This window comes from Tepidiphilus baoligensis (assembly GCF_012911495.1).
Classification (GTDB): Bacteria; Pseudomonadota; Gammaproteobacteria; order Burkholderiales; family Rhodocyclaceae; genus Tepidiphilus; species Tepidiphilus olei.
The window spans coordinates 47,098-69,416 of the sequence record NZ_JAAAUB010000011.1; the positions used below are offsets into that span (position 1 = coordinate 47,098).

The 22,319-nt window shown below is 65.3% G+C and carries 15 protein-coding genes; 11 read left to right on the forward strand and 4 right to left on the reverse strand.

All coding sequences use genetic code 11. From position 1 onward, the window contains the following. Positions 1–178 precede the first annotated feature (178 nt). From GV368_RS08275 to rapZ, 4 genes are all read left to right on the forward strand, one after another. Entirely contained in the window at positions 179–796 is a 618-nt protein-coding gene (locus GV368_RS08275) for an NYN domain-containing protein (RefSeq protein ID WP_169116184.1), read from the forward strand. A gap of 12 nt (positions 797–808) precedes the next feature. Further along, complete coding sequence (locus tag GV368_RS08280; protein WP_169116185.1) at positions 809–3,712, forward strand: DUF1156 domain-containing protein; 2,904 nt, start codon at positions 809–811, stop codon at positions 3,710–3,712. 156 nt (positions 3,713–3,868) lie between these two features. Continuing rightward, the gene (locus tag GV368_RS08285) at positions 3,869–6,715 is read left to right on the forward strand and encodes an ATP-binding protein (RefSeq protein WP_169116186.1); all 2,847 of its coding nucleotides are present in this window, start codon (positions 3,869–3,871) and stop codon (positions 6,713–6,715) included. Positions 6,716–6,737: 22 nt separating this feature from the next. Beyond that, on the forward strand, positions 6,738–7,589 hold the full coding sequence (gene rapZ / locus GV368_RS08290) for an RNase adapter RapZ (protein ID WP_169116187.1): 852 nt from the start codon (positions 6,738–6,740) through the stop codon (positions 7,587–7,589). Between the two features lie 11 nt (positions 7,590–7,600). Here the strand turns inward: rapZ and GV368_RS08295 are convergent, their stop codons facing one another. Genes GV368_RS08295 through GV368_RS08305 form a run of 3 tightly spaced genes read right to left on the reverse strand, consistent with a single transcriptional unit; the run spans position 7,601 to position 10,637 of the window. Beyond that, a complete protein-coding gene (locus GV368_RS08295; protein ID WP_169116188.1) occupies positions 7,601–9,367 on the reverse strand; it encodes a Na/Pi cotransporter family protein in 1,767 nt (588 codons plus the stop codon). After that, a complete protein-coding gene (gene ruvC / locus GV368_RS08300; RefSeq protein ID WP_142804187.1) occupies positions 9,364–9,906 on the reverse strand; it encodes a crossover junction endodeoxyribonuclease RuvC in 543 nt (180 codons plus the stop codon). The genes GV368_RS08295 and ruvC overlap by 4 nt, the downstream gene beginning before the upstream one ends. Then, complete coding sequence (locus tag GV368_RS08305) at positions 9,903–10,637, reverse strand: YebC/PmpR family DNA-binding transcriptional regulator (RefSeq protein ID WP_169116189.1); 735 nt, start codon at positions 10,635–10,637, stop codon at positions 9,903–9,905. The genes ruvC and GV368_RS08305 overlap by 4 nt, the downstream gene beginning before the upstream one ends. An 83-nt stretch (positions 10,638–10,720) precedes the next feature. Here GV368_RS08305 and GV368_RS08310 point away from each other — a divergent pair, with 83 nt between their 5' ends. The 7 genes from GV368_RS08310 to nfi are packed head-to-tail and all read left to right on the forward strand — an operon-like array spanning position 10,721 to position 19,353. After that, positions 10,721–14,158: a DEAD/DEAH box helicase gene (locus GV368_RS08310; RefSeq protein ID WP_206673357.1), complete on the forward strand. Its 3,438-nt coding sequence runs from the start codon at positions 10,721–10,723 to the stop codon at positions 14,156–14,158. A gap of 18 nt (positions 14,159–14,176) precedes the next feature. Continuing rightward, positions 14,177–14,380 carry a heavy-metal-associated domain-containing protein gene (locus tag GV368_RS08315; RefSeq protein WP_142804189.1) on the forward strand — a complete coding sequence of 68 codons (204 nt, stop codon included), beginning with the start codon at positions 14,177–14,179 and terminating at the stop codon, positions 14,378–14,380. Next, the gene (locus tag GV368_RS08320) at positions 14,361–16,625 is read left to right on the forward strand and encodes a heavy metal translocating P-type ATPase (protein WP_169116190.1); all 2,265 of its coding nucleotides are present in this window, start codon (positions 14,361–14,363) and stop codon (positions 16,623–16,625) included. The genes GV368_RS08315 and GV368_RS08320 overlap by 20 nt, the downstream gene beginning before the upstream one ends. Next, a complete protein-coding gene (locus GV368_RS08325) occupies positions 16,622–17,713 on the forward strand; it encodes a polysaccharide pyruvyl transferase family protein (protein WP_169116191.1) in 1,092 nt (363 codons plus the stop codon). Before GV368_RS08320 ends, GV368_RS08325 begins: the two co-directional genes overlap by 4 nt. A gap of 13 nt (positions 17,714–17,726) precedes the next feature. Then, the gene (locus GV368_RS08330; RefSeq protein WP_206673358.1) at positions 17,727–18,497 is read left to right on the forward strand and encodes a DMT family transporter; all 771 of its coding nucleotides are present in this window, start codon (positions 17,727–17,729) and stop codon (positions 18,495–18,497) included. After that, positions 18,443–18,661, forward strand: a complete 219-nt coding sequence (locus tag GV368_RS11155) for an EamA family transporter (RefSeq protein WP_206673359.1) — start codon at positions 18,443–18,445, stop codon at positions 18,659–18,661. The genes GV368_RS08330 and GV368_RS11155 overlap by 55 nt, the downstream gene beginning before the upstream one ends. Beyond that, the gene (gene nfi / locus GV368_RS08335) at positions 18,658–19,353 is read left to right on the forward strand and encodes a deoxyribonuclease V (RefSeq protein WP_169116192.1); all 696 of its coding nucleotides are present in this window, start codon (positions 18,658–18,660) and stop codon (positions 19,351–19,353) included. Before GV368_RS11155 ends, nfi begins: the two co-directional genes overlap by 4 nt. Before the next feature lie 629 nt (positions 19,354–19,982). On the opposite strand, the gene GV368_RS08340 is transcribed toward nfi, so the two are convergent. Further along, a complete protein-coding gene (locus GV368_RS08340; protein WP_178086758.1) occupies positions 19,983–21,701 on the reverse strand; it encodes a cation:proton antiporter in 1,719 nt (572 codons plus the stop codon). Positions 21,702–22,319: the final 618 nt, after the last annotated feature.

Below are 22,319 nucleotides of genomic sequence, written 5' to 3' on the forward strand. Positions count from 1 at the left end.
AACGCCCTCGCGGGGAGGGCGTCGGGTCAAGGTTACGCACCTTGACGGGGCTACAAAAAGAGACGCCTCCCGAAGGAGGCGTCGGGCTGGAGATGCTATCTCCAGCGGGGTTAATATATACTATTATTGTCAGGTTAGGCTGTGCTGTCAAGCCAGACATCGTTCCCGGAGTCCGGCCATGCAGCGCGTGATCGCCTACGTAGACGGATTCAACCTCTACTTCGGGCTGAAAGATTCCGGCTTCAAGCGCTACTACTGGCTCGACGTGGCCGCACTGGCCCAGAGCCTCCTCAAGCCCGGGCAGCAACTGTCCGCGACGCACTACTTCACGGCCCGCATTCGCGCCAACGGCCGCAACACCGCCGACCAGAAGCGGCAGAACGACTACCTGGATGCACTGGCCGTGCGCGGCGTGCAGTCCCAATTTGGCCACTACCTGCAGAAAACCAGGCAATGCCGGCAATGCAACGCGAACTGGCCCGACTACGAAGAAAAGATGACAGACGTGAACATCGCCATCCAATTGCTCAGCGATGCGTTCGACGACGCCTTCGACACCGCACTCGTCATCTCCGGCGACAGTGATCTGACGACACCCATCCGCAAAGTGCGCGAGCGCTTTGCCCAAAAGCGCGTCATCGTCGCTTTTCCGCCCGGTCGTCATTCGAACGAGCTCAAGCGCTGCGCCAACGGCTACCTCACCATTGGTGAAGACAAACTGCGCGCCAGCCAGCTGCCCGAACAACTCGTCAAGCCCGATGGCTACGTGCTTGCACGCCCGGTCACCTGGCGCTGAAGGATTCCAAGAATGGCCCCCATCAAAGCCCCCAAGAAACTCATCGAAGTCGCCCTGCCGCTCGATGCCATCAACGAGGCCGCGGCGCGCGAGAAGTCCATCCGCCACGGCCACCCCTCCACGCTGCACCTGTGGTGGGCGCGCCGGCCGCTCGCCGCCGCCCGCGCGGTGATCTTTGCGCAGATGGTCAACGACCCCGGCTACGAGCGCGCGCTCGGGCGCGGCGTGAACAAGGAAAAGGCCCAGGCCGAGCGCGAGCGCCTGTTCAGGATCATCGAAGATCTGGTGAAGTGGGAAAACACCAACAACGAGGAAGTGCTCGAGCGCGCCCGCGAGGAGATCCGGAAAAGCTGGCGCGAGACCTGCGCGCTCAACCGCAACCACCCGCAGGCCGCCGAGCTGTTCGACCCCGACAAACTTCCCGCCTTTCACGACCCCTTCGCCGGCGGTGGCGCGCTGCCGCTCGAAGCCCAGCGCCTGGGGCTAGAGAGCTACGCCAGCGACCTGAACCCGGTGGCAGTCACCATCAACAAGGCCATGATCGAAATTCCGCCGCGCTTTGCCGGACAGGCACCGGTGGGGCCGCTGCCGCCGGGCGAACACCAACGCCGGCTGCACGAGGACTGGCGCGGCGCCAGAGGGTTGGCCGAGGACGTGCGGCGCTACGGTGCCTGGATGCGGGCGGAGGCGGAAAAGCGCATCGGGCACCTCTACCCGCCGGTCGAGATCACGCCCGAGCTCGCCGCCGGTCGGCCGGACCTCGCGCCGCTCGTGGGCCAGCGGCTCACCGTCATCGCCTGGCTGTGGGCGCGCACGGTGAAGAGCCCCAACCCGGCGTTCTCCCACGTGGACGTGCCGCTGGCCTCCACGTTCGTGCTCTCCAGCAAGCCGGGCAAGGAAGCCTACGTGCTGCCGGTGGTGGAGGGGGATCGCTACCGCTTCACGGTGAAGGTGCGCGGAGCAGAAGGGTTCGACGAGGCGGAGTATGCGCGGGCGAAGGAAGGCACCAAGGCCGCAGGCCGCGGAGCCAATTTCCGGTGCCTGCTTTCGGATACTCCCATTGGGGGCGACTACATCAAGGTAGAGGGCCAAGCTGGCCGCATGGGTGCGCGGCTCATGGCGATCGTGGCCGAAGGCGCGCGTGGCCGCGTTTATCTGGCGCCCGTTCAGGAACATGAAGAAACCGCCCGGCAAGCGCAACCACAATGGAAACCTGCTGGCAGCGTACCGGCTCGCCTCACGGGTGGCACCTGCGTGCCTTATGGGCTTAGGGAATGGGGTGACCTCTTCACCGCGCGCCAACTGGTGGCGCTCACCACCTTTTCCGATCTGGTGCAGGAGGCCATCGAAAAATGCCGGCAGGACGCGATGGCAGCGGGCATGGCCGACGACGGCATTGGGCTGGATGCCGGCGGTACCGGCGCTACGGCGTATGCGCAGGCGGTGGGGGTATATTTGGGAATTGCGTTGAGTCGATTGACCGACATCTGCAACGCGCTTTGCCGATGGGAAACCAGTAAAACCCAAGTTCGGAATTTGTTTGGCCGCCAAGCCATTCCCATGATGTGGGACTTCGCAGAAAACAATGTGTTTGCCGAAGCTGCAGGTGACTACGGTGTGAGCTTAGGCAATATGGTTCGAGCCTTGCTTGAGCTACCGGCAAAGCGTGATGGGCTGTCACAGCAAGCCGACGCCCAAACCCAAACGCTCAGCAAGAATAAAGTCATCTCCACCGACCCTCCCTACTACGACAACATCGGCTACGCCGACCTCTCCGATTTCTTCTACGTCTGGTTGCGCCGCGCGCTCAAGCCCATCTTCCCGAATCTCTACGCCACGCTCGCCGTGCCCAAGGCCGAGGAGCTGGTCGCCACGCCCTACCGCCACGGCAGCAAGGAGGCGGCCGAGCGCTTTTTTCTCGACGGCATGAAAAAGGCGCTCAAAAACTTGGCCGAGCAGGCGCACCCGGCCTTTCCGGTCACCATCTACTACGCCTTCAAGCAGTCGGAAACCCAGGACGAGGCGGGCACCAGCAGCACCGGCTGGGAGACCTTCTTGCAGGCGGTGCTCGACGCCGGCTTTGCCCTGACCGGCACTTGGCCGATGCGCACGGAACTCGGCAACCGCATGATCGGCTCCGGCACCAACGCGCTGGCCTCCAGCATCGTGCTCGTCTGCCGCAAACGTGCGCCCGACGCGCCCACCGCTAGCCGCCGCGAGTTCCTGCGCGAACTGAACGCGACGCTGCCCGAGGCGCTGGAGGCGATGACCCGCGGCGGGGCGCACTCGCCGGTGGCGCCGGTGGACTTGAGCCAGGCCATCATCGGGCCGGGCATGGCGATCTTCAGCCAATACGCCGCCGTGCTGGAGGCCGACGGCACGCCGATGAGCGTGCGCACGGCGCTCGCGCTCATCAACCGCTTTCTGGCCGAGGACGACTTCGACCACGACACCCAGTTCTGCCTGCACTGGTTCGAGCAGCACGGCTGGGCGAGCGGCAAGTATGGGGAGGCCGACGTGCTGGCGCGCGCCAAGGGCACCAGCGTGGACGGGCTGGTGGCGGCGGGCGTGGTCGAATCCGCCCGGGGCGAGCTGCGGCTCTTGAAGTGGCACGAACTGCCCGCCGACTGGTCGCCCGAGCACGACACCCGCGTGCCCGTGTGGGAGGCACTGCACCAGCTGATCCGCGCGCTCAACCAGGAGGGTGAGGCCGCCGCCGGCCGCCTGCTCGCCCGCATGCCCGAGCGCGCCGACCCCGTTCGCACGCTCGCCTACCGCCTCTATACCCTGTGCGAGCGCAAAGGCTGGGCCGAGGAGGCGCGCGCCTACAACGAACTCGTCACCGCCTGGAGCGAGATCGAACGGGCGGCGGGGGAGGTGGGGTTGATCGGTACCCAGACGCAGCTGGATATGTGAGGGGCTTGGAATGATTGAATCATTGGATGTCCAGAGGGATCGGTTTATGAGCTTGGAGGGCGCATGAGCGTCGTCATGTCGTGACCGATAGAGGCTGCCACAGCCCCGCGCTACCCTGGACCGTTGTCTGAAACAGGAACCAAGGACAAAAAAACCATGAGTTTGAAACCCTGGCGCGAGATCGCCGTTCCCCACGAAGACGTGCTCAAGGGCACGTTCCAGCAGGCGGAGTTCGCCGCCGATCTGTCCCGCGTGCATGGGGGCACGGCGCGGGAGGAGTATCAAAATCCAGTGCGATTTTTCGAGCGGACGTTCATTACCGAGGGGATGCGGCTGCTGCTCGATTCGGTGGTGCGCCGCCTCGCCGGCAAAGGGGGCGATCCGGTCATCCAGCTGCAGACGGCTTTCGGTGGCGGAAAGACGCACACGATGTTGGCGGTGTATCACCTCGCCAAGGGAGAGGTACCGGCTGGCGATTTGCCGGGCGTGCCACCCATTCTCGATGCGGCCGGCGTCACCGAATTGCCGCGCGCCCGGGTTGCCGTACTCGATGGAGTCGATCTGCTCGGCCTGGCGGGCAAGCCGCGGGTGCACGAGGGGTGCACGGTACACACGCTGTGGGGGGAGCTTGCCTGGCAGCTGGGCGGCGAGGCGGGTTACGCACGGGTGCGGGAGGCCGACGAGACCGGCACTGCACCAGGCAAGGCGGAACTCGCGCAGCTGCTCGCCGCGCATGCGCCCTGTGTGATCCTGGTGGACGAGCTGGTGCGTTATGTCTCGCAGTTCGAGGAAGGGAAGGCGCTCTCGGGCGGTACGTTCGATGCCAACCTCAGTTTCGTGCAGGCGCTCACCGAGGCGCTGAAAGCGGTGCCCACGGCCGTGATGCTTGCTTCCTTGCCCGAGTCGGAAAAGGAGGCCGGCAGTGAGCGCGGCGTGCGGGCGCTGGCGACGCTGGCGCATTATTTTGGCCGGGTACAGGCCCTGTGGAAACCGGTGGCGACCGAGGAGGCGTTCGAGATCGTGCGTCGGCGTCTGTTCGCTTCGATCGGGGACCGGCAAGCCGCGGAAGCGGTCTGTCGCGCTTTTGCCGACCATTATCTGGGCAACCGTCAGGAGTTTCCCCAGGAGACGCAGGAGGGGCGTTATCTCGACCGGTTGATCCGCGCGTATCCGATCCACCCCGAGGTGTTTGACCGACTCTACGAGGACTGGTCATCGCTGGAGAATTTCCAGCGCACACGGGGCGTGCTGAAGTTGATGGCCAAGATCATCCATCGCCTGTGGCAGGATGGCAATAACGACCTGCTGATCCTGCCGGGCAGCCTGCCGCTCTACGACGTCGATGTGCGCAACGAGGCGATTTACTACCTGCCGCAAGGTTGGGATCCGGTGATCGAGCGCGACGTGGATGGCGAGCGTTCGGAACCTTGGGAGATCGAGAATCGCGATCCGCGTTTGGGTGGGGTCCAGGCGTGCCGGCGAGTGGCGCGCACCATTTTTCTTGGCAGCGCACCGCATTCGGTGCAGCTCGGCGCCAACCAGCTGGTGCGCGGGCTGGAGCAGGAGCGTGTGCTGCTCGGTGTCGCCCAGCCGGGGCAGCCGCTGGGGGTATTCAAGGACGCCCTGAGCCGGCTGACCGACCGGCTGCATTACCTCAATCATGCCCAAAACCGGTATTGGTTCGATACGCGCCCCAATTTGCGGCGCGAGATGGAGGAGCGCAAGCGCCGTTTTCATGAGCGGGAAGACGTGTTCCCCACGATCCGTGATCGCCTGCAGCGCCAATTCGCGACCGGGGTGTTCGGCGGCATTCATGTGTTTACCGCCAGTGGGGACGTGCCCGACGATTGGCTGCTGCGGCTCGTGGTGCTGCCGCCGGATGCGGCTTTCAGCAAGAGCGGGAAGAGTCCCGCGCTCGAGCACGCCAGCGAAATTCTGCGGAAAAGGGGCGAGCAGCCGCGGTTCAAGCAGAACCGCCTCATTTTTCTCGCGGCGGACCAGGACAGCGTGCTTCGTCTGAAGGATCTCGTGCGCTCGTATCTGGCGTGGCGCAGCATCGTCGAGGATTATCGGGACAACCGCCTCGTCCTGGACAACCTGATGGCGCGCCAGGCGCAGGAGAGCCTCGCGCAGGCGGAGAAAACCGTGGGGCAGGCGATCCGCGAGACGTACAAGTGGTTGCTGGTGCCGGGCCAGGAGGCTCTGCCCGGCAGGGGCCTGTCCGAGGTGCAGTGGCAGGCGCTTTCCCTCAATGCCGGCGCACCGAACTGGTCACAAGAGATCGAACGCGTCCTGAAGGAAAACGAGCTGCTCATCACGGTCTGGGCGCCGATTCACCTCGCCAGGATGTTGCGCGAATGGTTCTGGAAGGATGGAGTCAAGGAGGCGCCCGCGCTCAACGTGTGGCAACAGAGCTGCCAGCAGCTGTATTTGCCACGACTCAAGGATGACGGCGTCTTTCGTGATGCGCTGGTGTCGGGCTCCGACAGCCGTGATTTTTTCGGGTTCGCTCAGGGCAAGGAAGGGGATCGTTATCTCGGTTTCAGTTTTGGCAAACGCTATGCGCCGATCCTCGATGCTTCGCTGCTGCTGATCGAACCCCAGACGGCTGCCGCCTACGAGGAGGCGCAGCGCCTGGCCGAGGAGGGGTCACGTGTTCCTTACAAACCGGATGAGACGGGAACCACGGCAAGCGGATCTGGCGTTTCGCCTCGTGTCGTGGAGGATGTAGCCAAAGGAGGCGGGCAGGCTGGGTGGATCGTGCCGAAGAAACGGTTCTACGGCAGGATCATGCTCGATCCGGTGACGGCGAAAAAGCAGTTCGCCGACGTGGTGGATGAGGTGCTCCAGCACTTCACCGTACGGCCAGGGATCGCGGTGAAGATCGTGATCGAGATCGAGGCAGATGCTCCGGCAGGCTTCGACCACGACATGCAGCGGACGGTGCGGGAAAATTGCGCCGTACTGCGCTTCGAGAGCGCGGAGTTCGAGGCGGGGGAATGAACGAACCATCGGAGAAGATCCAATGCGCATCGTGCTGGTGAGCGGGCTTTCGGGCTCCGGCAAGACGGTGGCCTTGCGGGCGCTGGAGGACGCGGGGTTCATGGCCATCGACAACCTGCCGGTGGCCTTTCTCGCGCCGGTGGTCGAGCACCTGGCGCGGCAAGGGGTGGGGCAGGTGGCGATCGCCATCGACGCGCGTACTGGCGGGCTGGAGGCGTTGCCGGGTACGCTGGAGCGCCTGGCGGAGCAGGGGCATGGCGTCGATCTGCTCTTTCTGGAAGCGCGCGACGGGGTGCTGCTCGAGCGCTTTTCCGAGACACGGCGCACGCATCCGCTGGCGCGCGAAGGACGGCCGCTGGTGGAGGTGATCGCCCTCGAACGGGAGCTGCTCGCGCCGCTGTCGCAGCGGGCGCACCGCATCGATACGAGCGATCTCTCGGCCGGAATGCTGCGCGCGTGGATCCGCGAGTTCGTCTTCGCCGGAGAGGGCGGCTGGCTCACGCTCACCTTCGAATCCTTCGGCTACAAGCACGGGGTGCCGCTCGATACGGATCTGGTGTTCGATGCCCGCTGCTTGCCCAATCCGTATTACGACAAGGCGCTGCGCCCCTTGACCGGGCGCGACGAGCCGGTGGTGCGCTGGCTGGAGGCGATTCCGGAAGTGGGGGCGATGTTTGCCGAGATCGCGGGGTTTGTCGAGCGGTGGTTGCCGTGCTACGAGCGCGAGCATCGAGCCTATCTCACGGTGGCGGTGGGCTGCACCGGCGGGCAGCATCGCTCGGTCTATCTGGTGGAGCGGCTGGGGCGGGCGTTCGCGGCGCGCGGGCGCGTGGTGGTGCGCCACCGGGATTGTCCCGCCGCGTACTCTGGTTGAGGGCGCTTTGCTCAGGGGGTGTGAGGGGGTTGGGTCGCCTCGCCCAGCGCGCGGGCGGCGGTGAGTAGGTTCTCGGTGATGCGGCGCACGTAGGCCGTGTCGTTCATCATCGAGGTGGCTTCTTCGGGCGAAATCTCTCCGTTCTTCAGCCATTCTTCCAGCAGACCGTTCGCCAAGGGGTCGAGCTGGGCCAGCGCCGTGTGGGTGACCATCGTGAGCTCGGCCGCACTGCCGTCGCTGCCCTGCTCGCGCGGCAGATTGGCGATGGCATAGAGCGTTTCGACGAGGTGACGGCGGTAGCGCAAGTACTGGCGGCGGATGATCGGATTGGAGTGCGTCAAACACCGTACGAGGTTTTTCTGTAGGTGCTTGGTGTCTTTCACCGCTTCCTGGATCGCGGCGCTGGCCTGCAGGATTCGCTGCATTTTGGTGGCGACTTCCGGGGTGGCGGCGATGCGGGCGGCAAAGTCGACGATGAGTCCGGAAAGCGGTTTGATGCGTGAGCGGTACAGGCCATCGATGTCCAGCGTATGGATTCGCGCGGGCGGGCGATCGAGTTCGTGAGGATTCTCGCCAGCGCGCATGGCTTTGGGATCGACCTGCATCACCAGGGCGATGAGGTCGATCGCTCGGTCGAACAGGCGCCAGGTTTCCTTGCGCAGCGATTCGAGGGCGATCTCGGGCGTTGTGAGCTGGGCGGGCGAGAGGTATTTGGGGGCGGTGAGCGTTTGGGCAGTCTCGGGCACGAGGGTTTGCAGCAACCGGAGAAAGCGGGAGAGGTTTGGCAGGAGGAGGCACACGCCCACGAGATTGAAGAAGGTGTGGAAGAAGGCGAGTTGCAGCAGCGGATCGTCTTGCGGCAGGCCGATCAGCCTCGAGCCGAGTAGCGTGCCAGCGAGAAAGAGCGGAAAGGCGGCCAGCGCGAGCAGGGCGGTGAAGACGTTGAAGAGAACGTGGCCGAGCGCGAGCCGCTTGGCGTCGAGGTCGGCGCCGATGGAGCCGAGCAGCGCGGTGACGGTGGTGCCGATGTTGGTACCGATGGCGATGGCGAGCGCATTGTCAAACCCTATCTGCCCGGAGGCGAGTGCGGCTACGGTTAGCAGCATGGTCGCGTGGCTCGATTGCATCACGAGCGTGATGAGGGTGCCGACCACGGTGTAGGCCAGTACCCCTTGATACCCCGGTAGGGCGTAGGCGCTGAGGTCGAACTGGTGCTGGAAGAGTTCGAAACCGATCTTCAGATAATGGATACCGAATAGGATCAAGCCGAGGCCGATCAGGACGTGTCCCGCGGCCCAGAAGGGGCGTTCCCGAGAAAAACGCAGCACCATGCCGAGCGTGACGAATGGCAGGGCATATCGCGCCAGATCGAGCGAGGTGCCCAGCGTGGCGAAGATCCAGGTGCCGGTGGTGGTGCCGAGGTTGGCGCCCACGATGATGGCCAGGCCGCCGCCGAGAGTGACCATCCGCGCGGAGACGAAAGACATCGTCAGGAGCGAGACGATGCTGCTCGATTGCACCGCGGCGGTGGCGAAGAACCCAAAGGCGAGCCCGCCGAACGTGCTGCGGGTGCTCGTGCGTATGAGCGTGTCGAGCGTGCTGCCGGCGAGCGCCTTCACCCCGTCTTCGAGGGAGCGTAGACCCAAGAGGAAAAGCGCCAGACCGGCGGCGATCTCGTTGGCGGTGGCGCTGCTCATGAGCCACCAGCCGAGCAGTCCCAGCAGCAGCAGGCGCGGTAGGTTGCGCGCCCAGGCGGGCCATAGTGCGATCGGGGTCATCGGCGCGAGGGCGGGGGAACGAGCAGCCGCCCACCGCGGCGCCGCACGGCCTGGGCGGCGTAAGGGTGGGTGCTCTGGTGCGCGTGGCAGATGGCGCAGGCGAGCGCGTCGGCTGCGTCCGCACCGGGGGCGGCATCGAGGCCGAGCAGCCGCTTCACCATCTCCTGTACCTGGGTTTTGTCGGCCTTGCCATAGCCGACCACGGCCTGCTTCACCTGCAGTGCCGTGTATTCATGCACGGCCGTGGCGCCGAGGATTGCGGCGCAGAGCACGGCGCCGCGCGCCTGCCCCAGGAGCAGGGTCGATTGGGGATTGAGGTTGACGAAGACTTTTTCGACGGCGATCTCGGCCGGGTGGTAGGTGGCGATGAGCTCCTCCACGCCGCGAAAGAGCGTGGCGAGCCGCTCGGGTAGGGTGCCTTCGCCGCTGCGGATGCAGCCGCTGGCGACGTAGGCGAGCCGGGCGCCGTGTCGTTCGATGACACCGAACCCCGTGATGCGCAGCCCCGGGTCGAGGCCGAGGATGCGCGCCGCCGTCATGGTTCCTCTTCGTCGAAGACCGCCGAAGTGTAGACCGCCTGCACGTCGTCGAGCGATTCGAGGGCGTCGAGGAGCTTGCGCATCTTGGCGGCATCCTCGCCCGTGAGCTCGATTTCGTTGAGCGGTTTCCACACCACTTCGGCCATGGCCGGGGTGAAACCGGCCGCTTCCAGCGCCGCGCGGATGCGCTCGAGCTCGAACGGCGGGGTGATGACCTCGAACGAGCCGTCTTCGTTGGGGATCACGTCTTCGGCCCCGGCTTCGAGCGCCGCTTCGAGGAGCGCCTCTTCGTTCGTGCCGGGGGCGAAGATCATCTGGCCGCAGTGCTTGAACTGGAAAGCGACACAGCCTTCGGTGCCGAGGTTGCCGCCGTGCTTGCTGAAGGCGTGGCGCACTTCGGCCACGGTGCGCGTGCGGTTGTCGGTGATGCAGTCGACGAGCACCGCCGCGCCGCCCGGGCCGTAGCCTTCGTAGCGGATCTCTTCGTAGCTCACCCCCTCGAGCTCACCGGTGCCGCGCTTGATGGCCCGTTCGATGTTCTCGGAGGGCATGTTGTGTTCTTTGGCTTTGTCGATGGCGGCGCGCAGCCGGGGGTTGAAGTTCGGGTCGCCCCCGCCGTTGCGGGCGGCCACGGTGATCTCGCGGATGAGCCGGGTGAAGATCTTGCCGCGCTTGGCATCCTGCCGTTCTTTGCGGAAACGGATGTTTGCCCATTTGGAATGGCCAGCCATTGCCTCTCCTGCCGCGTTGCGATTGAGTTTGCACCTTGGGCCAATTATACTGTGGGATTCTCTTTCTCCTCGGCTTGCGCGCGATGAATCCGGCAGAACGCAACCGTCGCCGTCTTGAATGGTTGAGGCAGTACGTCTTCGATCCCGTCTACTGGTCACGGGGGGAAGACTTGGTGCAACGGGGAAGAGTGCGTTCCTGTGAATTCTCTGTCGACGAGCGGCGTTGGCACATCGCGGGCCGGGTCCAGGGCACGCAGCGCGCTCCTTACGCCCAGAACATCGATGTTTCATGGAAAGGTGAGGGCGACGTCAAACCCTCGTCCATCGAATGTTCCTGCACCTGCCCCATCGGGGAGGCGTGCAAGCACTGCGCGGCGCTGCTCATCGAGTTCGGCGAACGGCTCTTGGAGCAGGAGACTGCCGAAGCGGAAACGCTCGACACGCCGGGTTCAGGGGATGCCGCGCCACCACCTGAAGAAGAGGGACGGATCCCCTTGGGCGAGCTCGTCGAGCTCATGCTCGGCAACCGGCCCCTTGCGCCGGGCAAGGGGGGCGTTTCCGCCGTCGCCGAGCGGGCCGCCGAGATTCTGGAGGCCAAGCGTTCCCCGGCGATGCGCTGGATCGAGGAGACGGCCCGCCTGCGCTTTCATCGCCACGAGCCGCACCCTCACCCGGGGCCGGACCAGCAGCCGCCGGAGCGCATCCTCTACGACGTGCGGCTCGACGAGCGCCGCGGTATCTTCGGCTGGAATGCCTTCCTCACCCGCCCCTACAAGCGCGATCCGCGCCGCTTCGTCGCCGGCAAGCCCGTCGATCTCCTCACGATCTACTACCACCCCGAAGTCTACGGGGCGCTCACCGTCGCCGATTTGATGGGGCTGGCGGTGGCCTCGATGCACGGCCCGCCGCGAACCTGGCTCGGCGCGGCCTTTGCCGCCATCGTCCAGAGCGGCCGCGCCTGCCTGGGATCGCACACGGAGGGCGTCTTCCTGCGCTGGGGCGAGCCGAGGCGCTTGCTGTGGCTGTGGCGCGAGACGGCGCGCGGAGCCTTTCAGGGCGTGTGGCACGTGGAAGGCAATGGCGATGCGGGCATCGTGCCGCTGCGCTTCATGCAGCCCTGGCACTATTTCCAGCGAAAGACCCATACGGTGGGCCCTTTGTTGCTGCCCGAAGGGCTCGATTGGGGCGACGTGGAGCGGCTCGATGCCCTGCCGCCGGTGCCTCAGGAGGACGCGCCGGTGTTCGCGCGCCGTTGGAGCGAGCTCTTCGGCCAAGCCTTGCCGGCCCCGGCGCCGGTGGCGACTACGCGGGTCGAGGAGCCGGCGCGCTTTCTCCTGATCCTGTGGCGCGACGAGCAAGGGCGGCGGCGCGTGCGTCCCGAAGTGCGCTACGGCGAAGTCGCCGTCGATGCTCAGGGGCGAGTCCATCATCCCTTCGGGGACGAGGTGCGCCTCGAGCTGCCGCACCGCTCGGTGGCCCGGGAAAAACAGTGGTTCGGCACGGTGCGGGTGCTGCTCGAGCCGCTGCGGATGACGCTCGCCTGGCCCGATTTCGCCGAATACGAGGCGCAGGCCGAATCGCCCTTGTTGTGGCACGAGCTGCGCGAGCGGCTCGAGGCCGGGGTGCTGGGTGAGTTTTCCCCCGAGATCGAGGTGGCGGACGATTTCTGGCCGCAGCAATGGGAGGCGAGCACGGCGGACGTGGAGCTCGCCCAGGCCGACGAGGGGGGCGACTGGTTCGCGTTCGACGCCAAGGTGAAGGCGGGCGAGCGCGAGATCGACCTCACCGAGCTCGCGGCGGAGGTCTTCGAGCGCTATGGCGAGGACGACTGGCCGGAGCAAATCGTCTATCCCTTCCCCGAGGAGGATGCCTGCGCGGTGGTGCCGCTCGAGCCGATCGCGCCCATCTTGAAACTGACGCTCGAATTGCTGCGGCGCGAACCGCGGCGCGAAGGGCCGGTGCGGCTGTCGCGCTACGATTTCTCGCTCTTGCGCGAGTTGCCGCCCGGCACCTTGGCGCAGATCCAGGCGCCGACCCTCTCGGCCATGCTCGAGGAACTGGAGCGCCACGGCGGGCCCATGCCGGTGGAAGAACCGCCGGGGCTGCAGGCGCAGATGCGCCCCTACCAGCGCACGGGCCTTGCCTGGTTGCAGTTCTGGCGCCGGCATCGCCTGCACGGCATTCTCGCCGACGACATGGGCCTGGGCAAGACGCTGCAGGCGCTCGCGCACCTGCTCACCGAGAAGGCCGCTGGCCGGCTCACGCAACCGGCGCTGGTGGTGGCACCCACGAGCCTCGTGGGCAACTGGGCGCGCGAGGCGGCGCGCTTCACCCCCGATCTGCGCGTGCTCGTCTGGCACGGGGCGCAGCGGCGCGAACGGCTCGAGGCGATCCCGGGGCACGACCTCGTCATCACCACCTATCCCCTGGTGTGGCGCGACGTGGAGCTGTTGCGCCCGCAGGCGTGGTCGGTGATGATCCTCGACGAGGCGCAGATGATCAAGAATCCGCGCGCCCAGGTCTCGCAGCACGTGCGCAAGTTTCGCGCCGAGCAGCGCCTGTGCTTGACCGGCACGCCGATGGAGAACCATCTCGGCGAACTGTGGGCCATTTTCGATTTCCTCATGCCGGGCTTTCTCGGCTCGCTCGAGACCTTCAACCGCTGGTATCGCCATCCGATCGAGCAGGAGGGCGACGCGGCGCGTCTCGAACACTTGCGCCGGCGCATTCGCCCGTTCCTGCTGCGGCGCACCAAGGCGGAGGTGGTGGCGGAGCTGCCGCCCAAGACCGAGATCGTCCAGACCGTGACGCTGGGTGAGAAACAGGCCAAGGTCTATGAGGCGATTCGGTTGACCATGCAGGAGCGCGTGCGCCGGGCGCTGGCCGAAAAGGGGCTCGCCCGCAGCCAGATCACGGTGCTCGACGCGCTCCTCAAACTACGGCAGGTGTGCTGCGACCCCACGCTGGTCGACCTGCCGCAGGCGCGCCAGGTGAAGGAGTCGGCCAAGCTCGACTGGCTGCGCGAAACCCTGCCCGAGCTCGTCGAAGAGGGGCGCCGCATCCTCGTCTTCTCCCAGTTCGTGCAGATGCTCGAGCGCATCGAGCCGGTGCTCGCCGAGCAGAAGATTCCCTATGTGAAACTCACCGGTAGCACCCGTCGGCGCGACGAGGTGATCGATCGCTTTCGCCGGGGCGACGCGCCGGTCTTCCTCATCAGCCTCAAGGCGGGCGGCGTGGGGCTCAACCTCACCGAGGCCGACACGGTGATCCTCTTCGACCCCTGGTGGAATCCGGCGGTGGAGGAGCAGGCGATCGACCGCACGCACCGCATCGGTCAGGACAAGCCGGTCTTCGTCTATAAACTGATCGCCGCCAATACGGTCGAAGAAAAAATGCTGGAGATGCAGGCGCGCAAACGCTCGCTTGCCGAAGGCACGTTGGAGACGGGCGAGGCGGGCGGGTTTGCGCTCACCGAAGAGGACGTGGCGGCGCTGCTCTCTTCTTCGCCGTTGGAAGTTTGACAGAAAGGAGCAAGGGCGATGCAACAACGTTACCAAGTCACGGGGATGAGCTGCGCGCACTGTGAGAAGGCCGTGGCCGAGGCGCTCAAAAAAGTACCAGGTGTGGAGCGCGTCGTGTCGGTGAGCCGCGAGCGGGAGGAAGTGGTGATCGAAGGCGACCCGAGCCCGCAGGCGGTGATCGAGGCGATCCTCGAAGAAGGTTATGACGCAAAGCTCGTCTGACGCGGGCGTGGCCGAAGAGGCCGAACTCGAGCTCGGCATTCGCGGCATGACCTGTGCCGCCTGCGTGCGACGCATCGAGCGGGGCCTGCAGCGCTTGCCGGGCGTGCGGCAGGCGAGCGTCAATCTGGCGCTCGAGCGCGCCACGGTGCACTACGACCCGAGCCGGGTCGACGAGGCCGCCATCCGGCGTACGATCCGGGAGCTTGGTTACGAGCCGGTGGCGCGGGCGCGGCAGACGTCCCCCGATGAAGAGGACGAAGCCACACGCATGGCGCGGCGCCGGGTGCTCTGGGCCGTGGGGCTCGCGGTGCCGCTCGTGCTGATCGCCATGGGGCCGATGCTGCCGGGTGGCGAAGCGCGCTTTGCCCGTCTCGCGCCGACTTGGGTGTGGCAGGCGCTGCAGGCGATCCTTTCTTCCGTCATCCTCTTCGTCTGCGGTGCGCCGCTGCTGCGTGCCGGCTGGGCGGAGCTGCGCCACGGCGCCCCGGCGATGAACGCCCTCGTCTTGCTGGGAGCGGGGGCGGCGTGGAGCTATTCGCTGCTCGCCTGGCTCGTGCCGAACATTTTTCCGCCGGGCAGCGCCCACCTCTATTTCGAGTCGGCCGGCGTCATCGTCGCTTTGATTCTGCTGGGACGCATGCTGGAGGCGCGCGCCCGCGGCCGGGCATCCCGCGCCATCTCGCGCTTGCTGCGGCTGCAGCCGCGCTCGGCCCGGGTTCTGCGCGACGACGGTTCGGTGTGGGAATTGCCCGTCGAGGAACTGCGCCCCGGCGACCGGGTCCAGGTACGCCCGGGTGAGCGCCTGCCCGCCGACGGCATCGTGCGCGAGGGAGCAGGCTGGGTCGACGAGTCCATGCTCACCGGCGAGCCGTTGCCCGTGGAAAAGCGCCCCGGCGACCGGGTCGTCGGCGGCAGCGTGCTCACTTCCGGCGGTTTCGCCATGGAAGTGACCGAAGTCGGCCGTGAGACCCTGCTCGCGCGCATCATCGCGCTGGTCGAACGGGCTCAGGCCGAGAAACCGCCCATCCAGGCATTCGCCGACCGCGTGGCCGGCGTGTTCGTGCCGCTGGTGCTCGCCGTGGCGGCGCTCACGTTTGCGCTCTGGCTGGCCTTCGGCCCCGAGCCGCGGCTCTCCTACGCTTTCGTCGCCGCGGTGAGTGTGCTGCTCATCGCCTGCCCCTGTGCGATGGGGCTCGCCACGCCCGTCGCCCTCATGGTCGCCACGGGGCGGGGGGCGGAATGCGGCATCCTCGTGCGCCGTGGCGCGGCCCTGGAGCGGCTCGCCGAGATCGACACCGTGGTCTTCGACAAGACGGGCACCCTCACCGCCGGTCGACCGGCACTGGTGGCCTCGTCCTGGAGTGCGCCGGGCGAGGCGCAGCAGTGGCTGCTGCGCGTGGCCGCCCTGGAAAAAGCGAGCGAGCATCCCATCGCCGGCGCGCTGCTCGCGGCGGTGGGCGAAGTGCCGCTACCCGCCACCGAGGCGGTCGAACCGGTGCCGGGCGGCGGCATCCGCGGCCGCGTCGAGGGCGTGCGGCTCGCGGTGGGGTCGCGCCGTTTCGTGGACACGGAAACGGGTGCGCGGGCGCCAGAGCCGCTGCTGGAGGCGTGGGCCGAGGCGCAGGCGAGCGAGGGGAGAACGCTCGTGTGGGTGGTAGCGGAGGGAGTGCCCGTGGGGGTCATGGCGTTTGCCGATCCGCTCAAGCCCACGAGTGCGGCGGCAGTGACCGAACTCCATGCGCTTGGGCTGAGGGTGGCGCTTCTTTCCGGCGATTCTCGCCGTAGCGTCGAGGCGGTGGCTCGGTCGCTCGCCATCGAGGAAGTTCGTGCCGAAGTGCGCCCGGAAGAAAAAGCCGAGGTGTTGCGCCAATGGCAAGCGCAGGGACGGCGGCTCGCCTTCGTCGGCGACGGCATCAACGACGCGCCGGCGCTCGCCCAGGCCGACGTAGGCATCGCCATGGGCACCGGCACCGACGTGGCGATCGAGACCGGCGACGTAGTGCTCATGCGCGGCGATCCGGCCGCCGTGCCGCAGGCCGTGCGCCTCGCGCGTGCCACGCGTCGCACCATCCGCTGGAATTTCGTCTGGGCCTACGGCTACAACGTGGCGCTCATTCCGCTCGCGGCCGGTGCGTTCCATCCGTGGACCGGTTGGCTGCTCGACCCCATGCTTGCCGCCGCGGCGATGAGCCTCTCCAGCCTCTTCGTGGTGACGCACTCGCTGCGCCTGCGCCGGGCGATATGAGCGACCTGGTGCTCTTCGGTGCCTTCGACCGGCACAACTATGGCGACCTGCTGCTCGCCCGGCTCGCCGCCGGGGCCAGTGGCGGGCGGCGCGTGCACTTCGCGGGACTGCGTGCCTGGGATGCGCGCGCCGTGGCCGGATTCGCCGTGCATCCCCTGCCCGAAGTGCTTTCGGATCTGACCCCGGGCGGCTACGACCTGCGTCACGTCGGCGGAGAGATCCTCAATTGCGATGCCTGGACCACGGCGGTGATGCTGCTCGACGAAGAAAGTGCCGCGCGGGTGATCGCCCGTTTCGATGCCGACCCCTGCGCCCGTCGCCGCGAGGCGGTGCGCCTGCTCGGTACGCATCGGCCGTTGCCCTACGTGCTGCGCCGGCGCGATGCACCCGGAGTGCGCCGCCTCGAGTTCGCCCCTTGCGGCGGTACAGGGCTCGAGACCTTGCCGCGCAGCATCCAGCGCACCGCATTCACGGCACTCGCGGAAGCGGACGAAGCGCACGTGCGCGATGCCCGCACCCGGGCGATCTTCGCCCGACGAGGGTTGTACCTGCCGCTCGCGCCGGATCCCGCCGAGGCGCTCACCGCCTCGAAGCTTGCGCATGCCTTCAGGGCGCGTGCGGGCGACTGGCGCGCACGCCTCGGTGCCTATCGCCTGGTGCAATTCGCCGCCGAATGCGCTACCGATCCGTGGCTCGCGGCGCTCGCCGCCTGGCTGGAATCGCGCCAAGAACACGGGGAACGGCTCGCGCTCGTCCGAGCGGGGGCCGCCCCGTGGCACGACACGCTGGAAGCGCTCGAGCGCCTTTTTCGCTTTCTCTCGCCTTCGAGCCGGGCGGCGGCGTGCCTCATTGCCGAACTCGAGCTCGAAGCGATCGGCGGGCTCGCCGCCGGCGCGGTGGAAGTCTGCGCCACGAGCCTGCATCTGCTGCTCACCGCCCGCGCTTTCGGGGTACCCGCCGTGGCGCTGGAGCGTGAACCCCAGGCCGCACGCAAGCTGCGCGCCTATTTCGGTACCTGGCATCCGGAGCAACTTTTCTGGGTGCCGGGTTCGATCTGTCGTCCGGTGGGACGATGTTTTGTGAAGTAAAAAGAGAAAGACGATGACGACTCGGGAACACACCGCGCTCGGCTGGTGGATGGCCTTTGCCGGCGCCTTCGGTTTCTCCTTCAAGGCGGTGCTCGTCAAGCTCGCTTATCGCTACGGCGTCGACGCCGAAACGATCCTTGCGCTGCGCATGGGATTCGCCCTGCCGTTCTTCCTGCTGCTCGGCTGGGCGGCGGAGAAAAAGGCGACCCATCGCCTCACCGCGCGGCAATGGGGCACGCTCTTCGTGCTCGGTTTCCTCGGCTATTACGGATCGAGTTACCTCGACTTCCTGGGGCTGCGCTACATCAGCGCGGGCCTGGAGCGCATGATCCTCTTCTGCTATCCGACGCTGGTCGTGCTCATGTCCGCGGCGTTTCTCGGCACGCGACTCGACCGCCGCACCGTCGCCTCGCTCGCCGTCTGCTACGCCGGCCTGGCGCTCGCGCTGGTGCATGACCTCGGGCAAAATCCCGGTAGCGTGCACGACGTCTTGCTCGGCGGAGCGCTCGTCTTTGGTTCGGCCGTGGCCTTTGCGCTCTATCTGCTGGGAACCGGCCAAGTGGTGGGGAAGATCGGCGCCACCCGGCTCAGCGCCTGGGCGACGACTTTTGCCTGCCTGCTTGTGCTTGGCCAGTTCATTGTCATGCGGCCCTTGCCTTCGCTATGGCAGCAACCGGCGCCGGTGCTGTGGCTCGGCCTCGCCATGGCCTCGTCTCCACCGTCGCCCCCGTGTGGCTCGCCTCGGAGGCCATCCGCCGTTTGGGTCCTGGGCCGGTATCCATGATCAGCACCCTCGGCCCCGTACTCACCCTGCTGCTCGGCGCCTGGTTGCTCGACGAACCGCTCACCCTCGCTCAGCTCGCCGGCTGTGGCCTGGTGATCGGCGGGGTGGTGATGATGAGCCGCAGGCCCCGCCCCGCGGCCACGGCAGCAGGGGAGGGCGGATGACGGATCTCTCCCTGCTGCACCCCCGCACGGTGGACGAGGCGATCGCCCTGCAGCGCGAGATCGCCCGGCGGGTCGTGTGCGAGGAGGCGCACGGGCAGATAGAGCGCGTGGCCGGCATCGACGTCGGCTTTCCCGGCGGCGGCACGCGGGGACGGGCCGCCATTGCCGTGCTCGACTTCCCTTCGCTCGCCCTGATCGAGACGGCGGTCGCGGAATCCGAGGTGAACTTCCCCTATGTGCCGGGGCTGCTCTCTTTCCGTGAGCTGCCGGTGGTGCTGCAGGCGCTGGAGCGGCTCTCGGCCCCGCCCGACCTGCTCCTCGTCGACGGCCACGGCCGGGCGCATCCGCGCCGCTGCGGCATCGCCTGCCACCTGGGCGTGCTCACCGATCTGCCCAGCATCGGCGTGGCCAAGTCGCGCCTCATCGGCATGCACGAACCGGTGCCGCAACGGCGCGGCGCCTGGGTACCGCTGCGCGACGGCAGCGAAATCATCGGCGCCGTGCTGCGCACCCGCGTGGGCGTGCATCCGGTCTACGTCTCCATCGGCCATCGCGTGAGCCTCGAGCGCGCCGTAGACTGGGTGATGGCCTGCACCACCCGCTACCGCCTGCCCGAGACGACCCGCGCGGCCCATGCGCTCGCTTCGGGGACTGCTCGGAAGCGAGAAACAGGGGGTGAGGGCTTGGTCTAGGCTTCGAGCGAACGCCGTGTGGAGTGCCTCTAATGCGTCAGGTCCCGGACGATCGCATCGACCCGCGACGTCGTGCATCATTCTTGGGTCGTGAGGGGCCGACTGTACGAGAGCGCCGCCACGACCCCTGCGACCCGGCGCACCATTCAAAGCTCGAACCTGCCGGTGCGCCGCCTTGTCCGAGAACCGGGGTGTCGGAGGAGAACATTCGACATGGCAACAAGCACCGATACTGAAGACCCGGCGCTTCCTCAAGCACTTCTCGAGGCAGCCTCTCGTGCCTGAGTATGACCCTCTCCTACAACGGCAAGGAATTCACCGATTCATTACCCGCGCAAGAACATACCCCTACGGAAGCGCATACCTTCGATGTCCTATACCAGGCGCTCGAGATCGAGCATCGGCTGACCAATGCAACGGCCGCATCAGCGAGGTCAAAGCCATGGTGCATTTCACACCCATCGAAGCCATGAAAAGATGGTTCGCGGAAAACGATCGGCGCAAGTTTCGACGAAGTCAAAAAGCGGAACGCTTCATAAAAAAGACCACGGAATCATCCAGGACCTGGCGCCAACCCAAAGGCGGCTGTACATCCTGTCCGATATCTGTCTGCGCCACCAACAAGTCCGTCAATGGGCAGCTTTTTCCTGCTTGTCCGGCTCATCTTCCAGCACGGGCTTGTAGCCCAAGTCCCTGATTCCTTGGATCTCTTGATCAATGACGTCAGACGGCACCCGAAGTATCTGTAGCGCCGCTGCGCCAAGGCGCAGGCTCGCTTCAATGGCTTCCGGATAGGCGTAAACCGCGCCGGCTTGAAGGAGCTTTGCGCTCGTTTCGAGATCCCGTGCCCGCGCGACGACCGGTACCTGCGGACAATTCCTGCGCAAATATGCAAGAGCATGTAATGCTTTGGTGGGATCGTCGGTGGTAAGCACTATCAGCGACGCGCGTTCTACATGGATGGCTGCCAGCAATTCTGGATCAGATATATCACCGTAATATACAGGGAAACCATCTGCTCTTCCCTGGGCGACCCGCTTCGGATCGATGTCAAAAGCCACGAATGGAATACCGAATGAATGCAAGAGCACAGCGATGGTGTGGCCTACGCGACCATAACCACCAATTACGACCTGTTGTTCCGATGTTTCCGGTAACTCGGGAATACTTGGTGTCTCGGCATGCGAGGTACTGACGAGCCGGGACGCAATGACACCATTAAAACGAATGAGCACGGCGCCTGCGATCATCGAAAGCAATACCGAGGTGATCGCAATCTGAGCCTGTTGCCCTTCGATCACGTTGGAATCCAATGCGATGGCAATGAGGGCAAGGCCGAATTCGCCGCCCACGCTCAATAACAAGCCGGTACGCCACGCGACTTGGTTGTCAACCCCAGTCCTGCACAGCATTGCGGCGACGATCAGCGTCTTGCTCGCCAGAATGAGTAGCGCGCCGACTAGGGCCCAGTGCCATATTGGTGGTATCGCGGTTGGGTCGAAACGCATGCCGATGCCAATAAAGAACAGGCCAAGTAGTACATCACGGAACGGACGTATGCTCGATTCCACCTGATGACGGAATTCCGTTTCGCCCAGCATCATTCCAGCCAGAAATGCCCCGAATGCCAGCGACAAGCCGAGGTTGTTTGTAGTCCACGCTGCGAGCAAGGCGATCAGCAGCACTGCCAACGTGAATATTTCGAGCGATCGCTGCTCGGAAATGATATGAAACAGCGGGCGCAGCAACCAACGCCCGGCAATGAACACCAGTGCGAACGCGAGCATGGCTTTCGCAAGCGCCCAACCCAAAGAGCCTGCCAATACCCCGGCGGAGACCGAGGTGCCCAGCACGGGTATGATGACGATAAATGGAACGGCGGTGACGTCTTGGAAAACAGACATGGCAATCCCGAGGCGCCCGTGCTGAGTGTTGTCTTCGCCTCGTTCCTTCAGGATGCTTGCGATAATGGTGGTCGACGACTGGGCGAAGGCGGCGCCGAACACGAACGCGACCGCGACAGGAAACCCCGCGAGCCACGCGACGATTCCAACGAGCAAGGTTGTAAATACGACCTGTCCGGTTCCCAGTCCAAAAATCTGGTGCCGTAAGGCTTGCAATTGAGGCAGGGAGAAATTGAGCCCGATCGTGAACAACAAAAAGACGACGCCGAATTCGGCGAGTTTTTCGAGTTCGGGTACCGAAACCGTTGGCCCCAAAGTATGTGGCCCGAGAATCACACCCACCAATAAATAACCCAGACTGGTCGGGACGTGTAGCCGCTGAAATGTAACCACGACGGCTATCGCTATGGACAGGAGTAAGAGGATTTGTGTGAGATGCTCCATCATGGGTTTGATCGCCGTGAAATCCCAATAAGTAAATAGTATACCACTTGACGAGTTTGTTTTGGCGGATATTGCCTGTATTTTATTGATATCATGTCTTTTCAAATGAAATAAAATGTCTTTTTATTGCAAGCAAAGAAAATTCGTTACTCAAAAATTTTGTATAAAGTCCGGACATTTTGCTATTCAAGCATAAAAGTATCAGGGGCAGCTATTGCCATGACAAAAGATTTCTAATTGTTTTTCGAAACATAGATCAAACCATTTTTTCATGAAATATGGATTGTAATAGGCCGTCGATGACGATAGATATTTGTTTGTCATCGATTTTCGTCGTTTTGGCCGCTCGTTACGGCATCGTACCCGATTTTACTCAGCCTCGACCACTTTCGGCGCCCAGCAGCGTGGGTGGGCATTACCAAGGGATGGCGTTGGGCTGCACGAGCCCTCCGTGCGCCGGATGTCGTCGCAAGAGGTCATCGAGATGGGGGTAAAGCCGGCTCTTGCCCGTCCGATGGCGCGGATCAGTTTGGATCAGTAGGGGTCGAGGTGTCCACAGAAATTCTGACGAATCCTTGGGCACCTCGAAAAACCCCTCCCTCCTCGCCTCTGATAAAA

Excerpts from the sequence above, each read along its gene's own strand:
- GV368_RS08280 (WP_169116185.1), top strand. The coding sequence starts at position 809 with ATGGCCCCCATCAAAGCCCCCAAGAAACTCATCGAAGTCGCCCTGCCG.
- rapZ (WP_169116187.1), top strand. The coding sequence starts at position 6,738 with ATGCGCATCGTGCTGGTGAGCGGGCTTTCGGGCTCCGGCAAGACGGTG.
- GV368_RS08285 (WP_169116186.1), top strand. The coding sequence starts at position 3,869 with ATGAGTTTGAAACCCTGGCGCGAGATCGCCGTTCCCCACGAAGACGTG.
- GV368_RS08295 (WP_169116188.1), bottom strand. The coding sequence starts at position 9,367 with ATGACCCCGATCGCACTATGGCCCGCCTGGGCGCGCAACCTACCGCGC.
- GV368_RS08275 (WP_169116184.1), top strand. The coding sequence starts at position 179 with ATGCAGCGCGTGATCGCCTACGTAGACGGATTCAACCTCTACTTCGGG.
- GV368_RS08310 (WP_206673357.1), top strand. The coding sequence starts at position 10,721 with ATGAATCCGGCAGAACGCAACCGTCGCCGTCTTGAATGGTTGAGGCAG.
- GV368_RS08320 (WP_169116190.1), top strand. The coding sequence starts at position 14,361 with ATGACGCAAAGCTCGTCTGACGCGGGCGTGGCCGAAGAGGCCGAACTC.
- GV368_RS08330 (WP_206673358.1), top strand. The coding sequence starts at position 17,727 with ATGACGACTCGGGAACACACCGCGCTCGGCTGGTGGATGGCCTTTGCC.
- ruvC (WP_142804187.1), bottom strand. The coding sequence starts at position 9,906 with ATGACGGCGGCGCGCATCCTCGGCCTCGACCCGGGGCTGCGCATCACG.
- GV368_RS08325 (WP_169116191.1), top strand. The coding sequence starts at position 16,622 with ATGAGCGACCTGGTGCTCTTCGGTGCCTTCGACCGGCACAACTATGGC.
- GV368_RS08340 (WP_178086758.1), bottom strand. The coding sequence starts at position 21,701 with ATGGAGCATCTCACACAAATCCTCTTACTCCTGTCCATAGCGATAGCC.
- nfi (WP_169116192.1), top strand. The coding sequence starts at position 18,658 with ATGACGGATCTCTCCCTGCTGCACCCCCGCACGGTGGACGAGGCGATC.
- GV368_RS08315 (WP_142804189.1), top strand. The coding sequence starts at position 14,177 with ATGCAACAACGTTACCAAGTCACGGGGATGAGCTGCGCGCACTGTGAG.
- GV368_RS08305 (WP_169116189.1), bottom strand. The coding sequence starts at position 10,637 with ATGGCTGGCCATTCCAAATGGGCAAACATCCGTTTCCGCAAAGAACGG.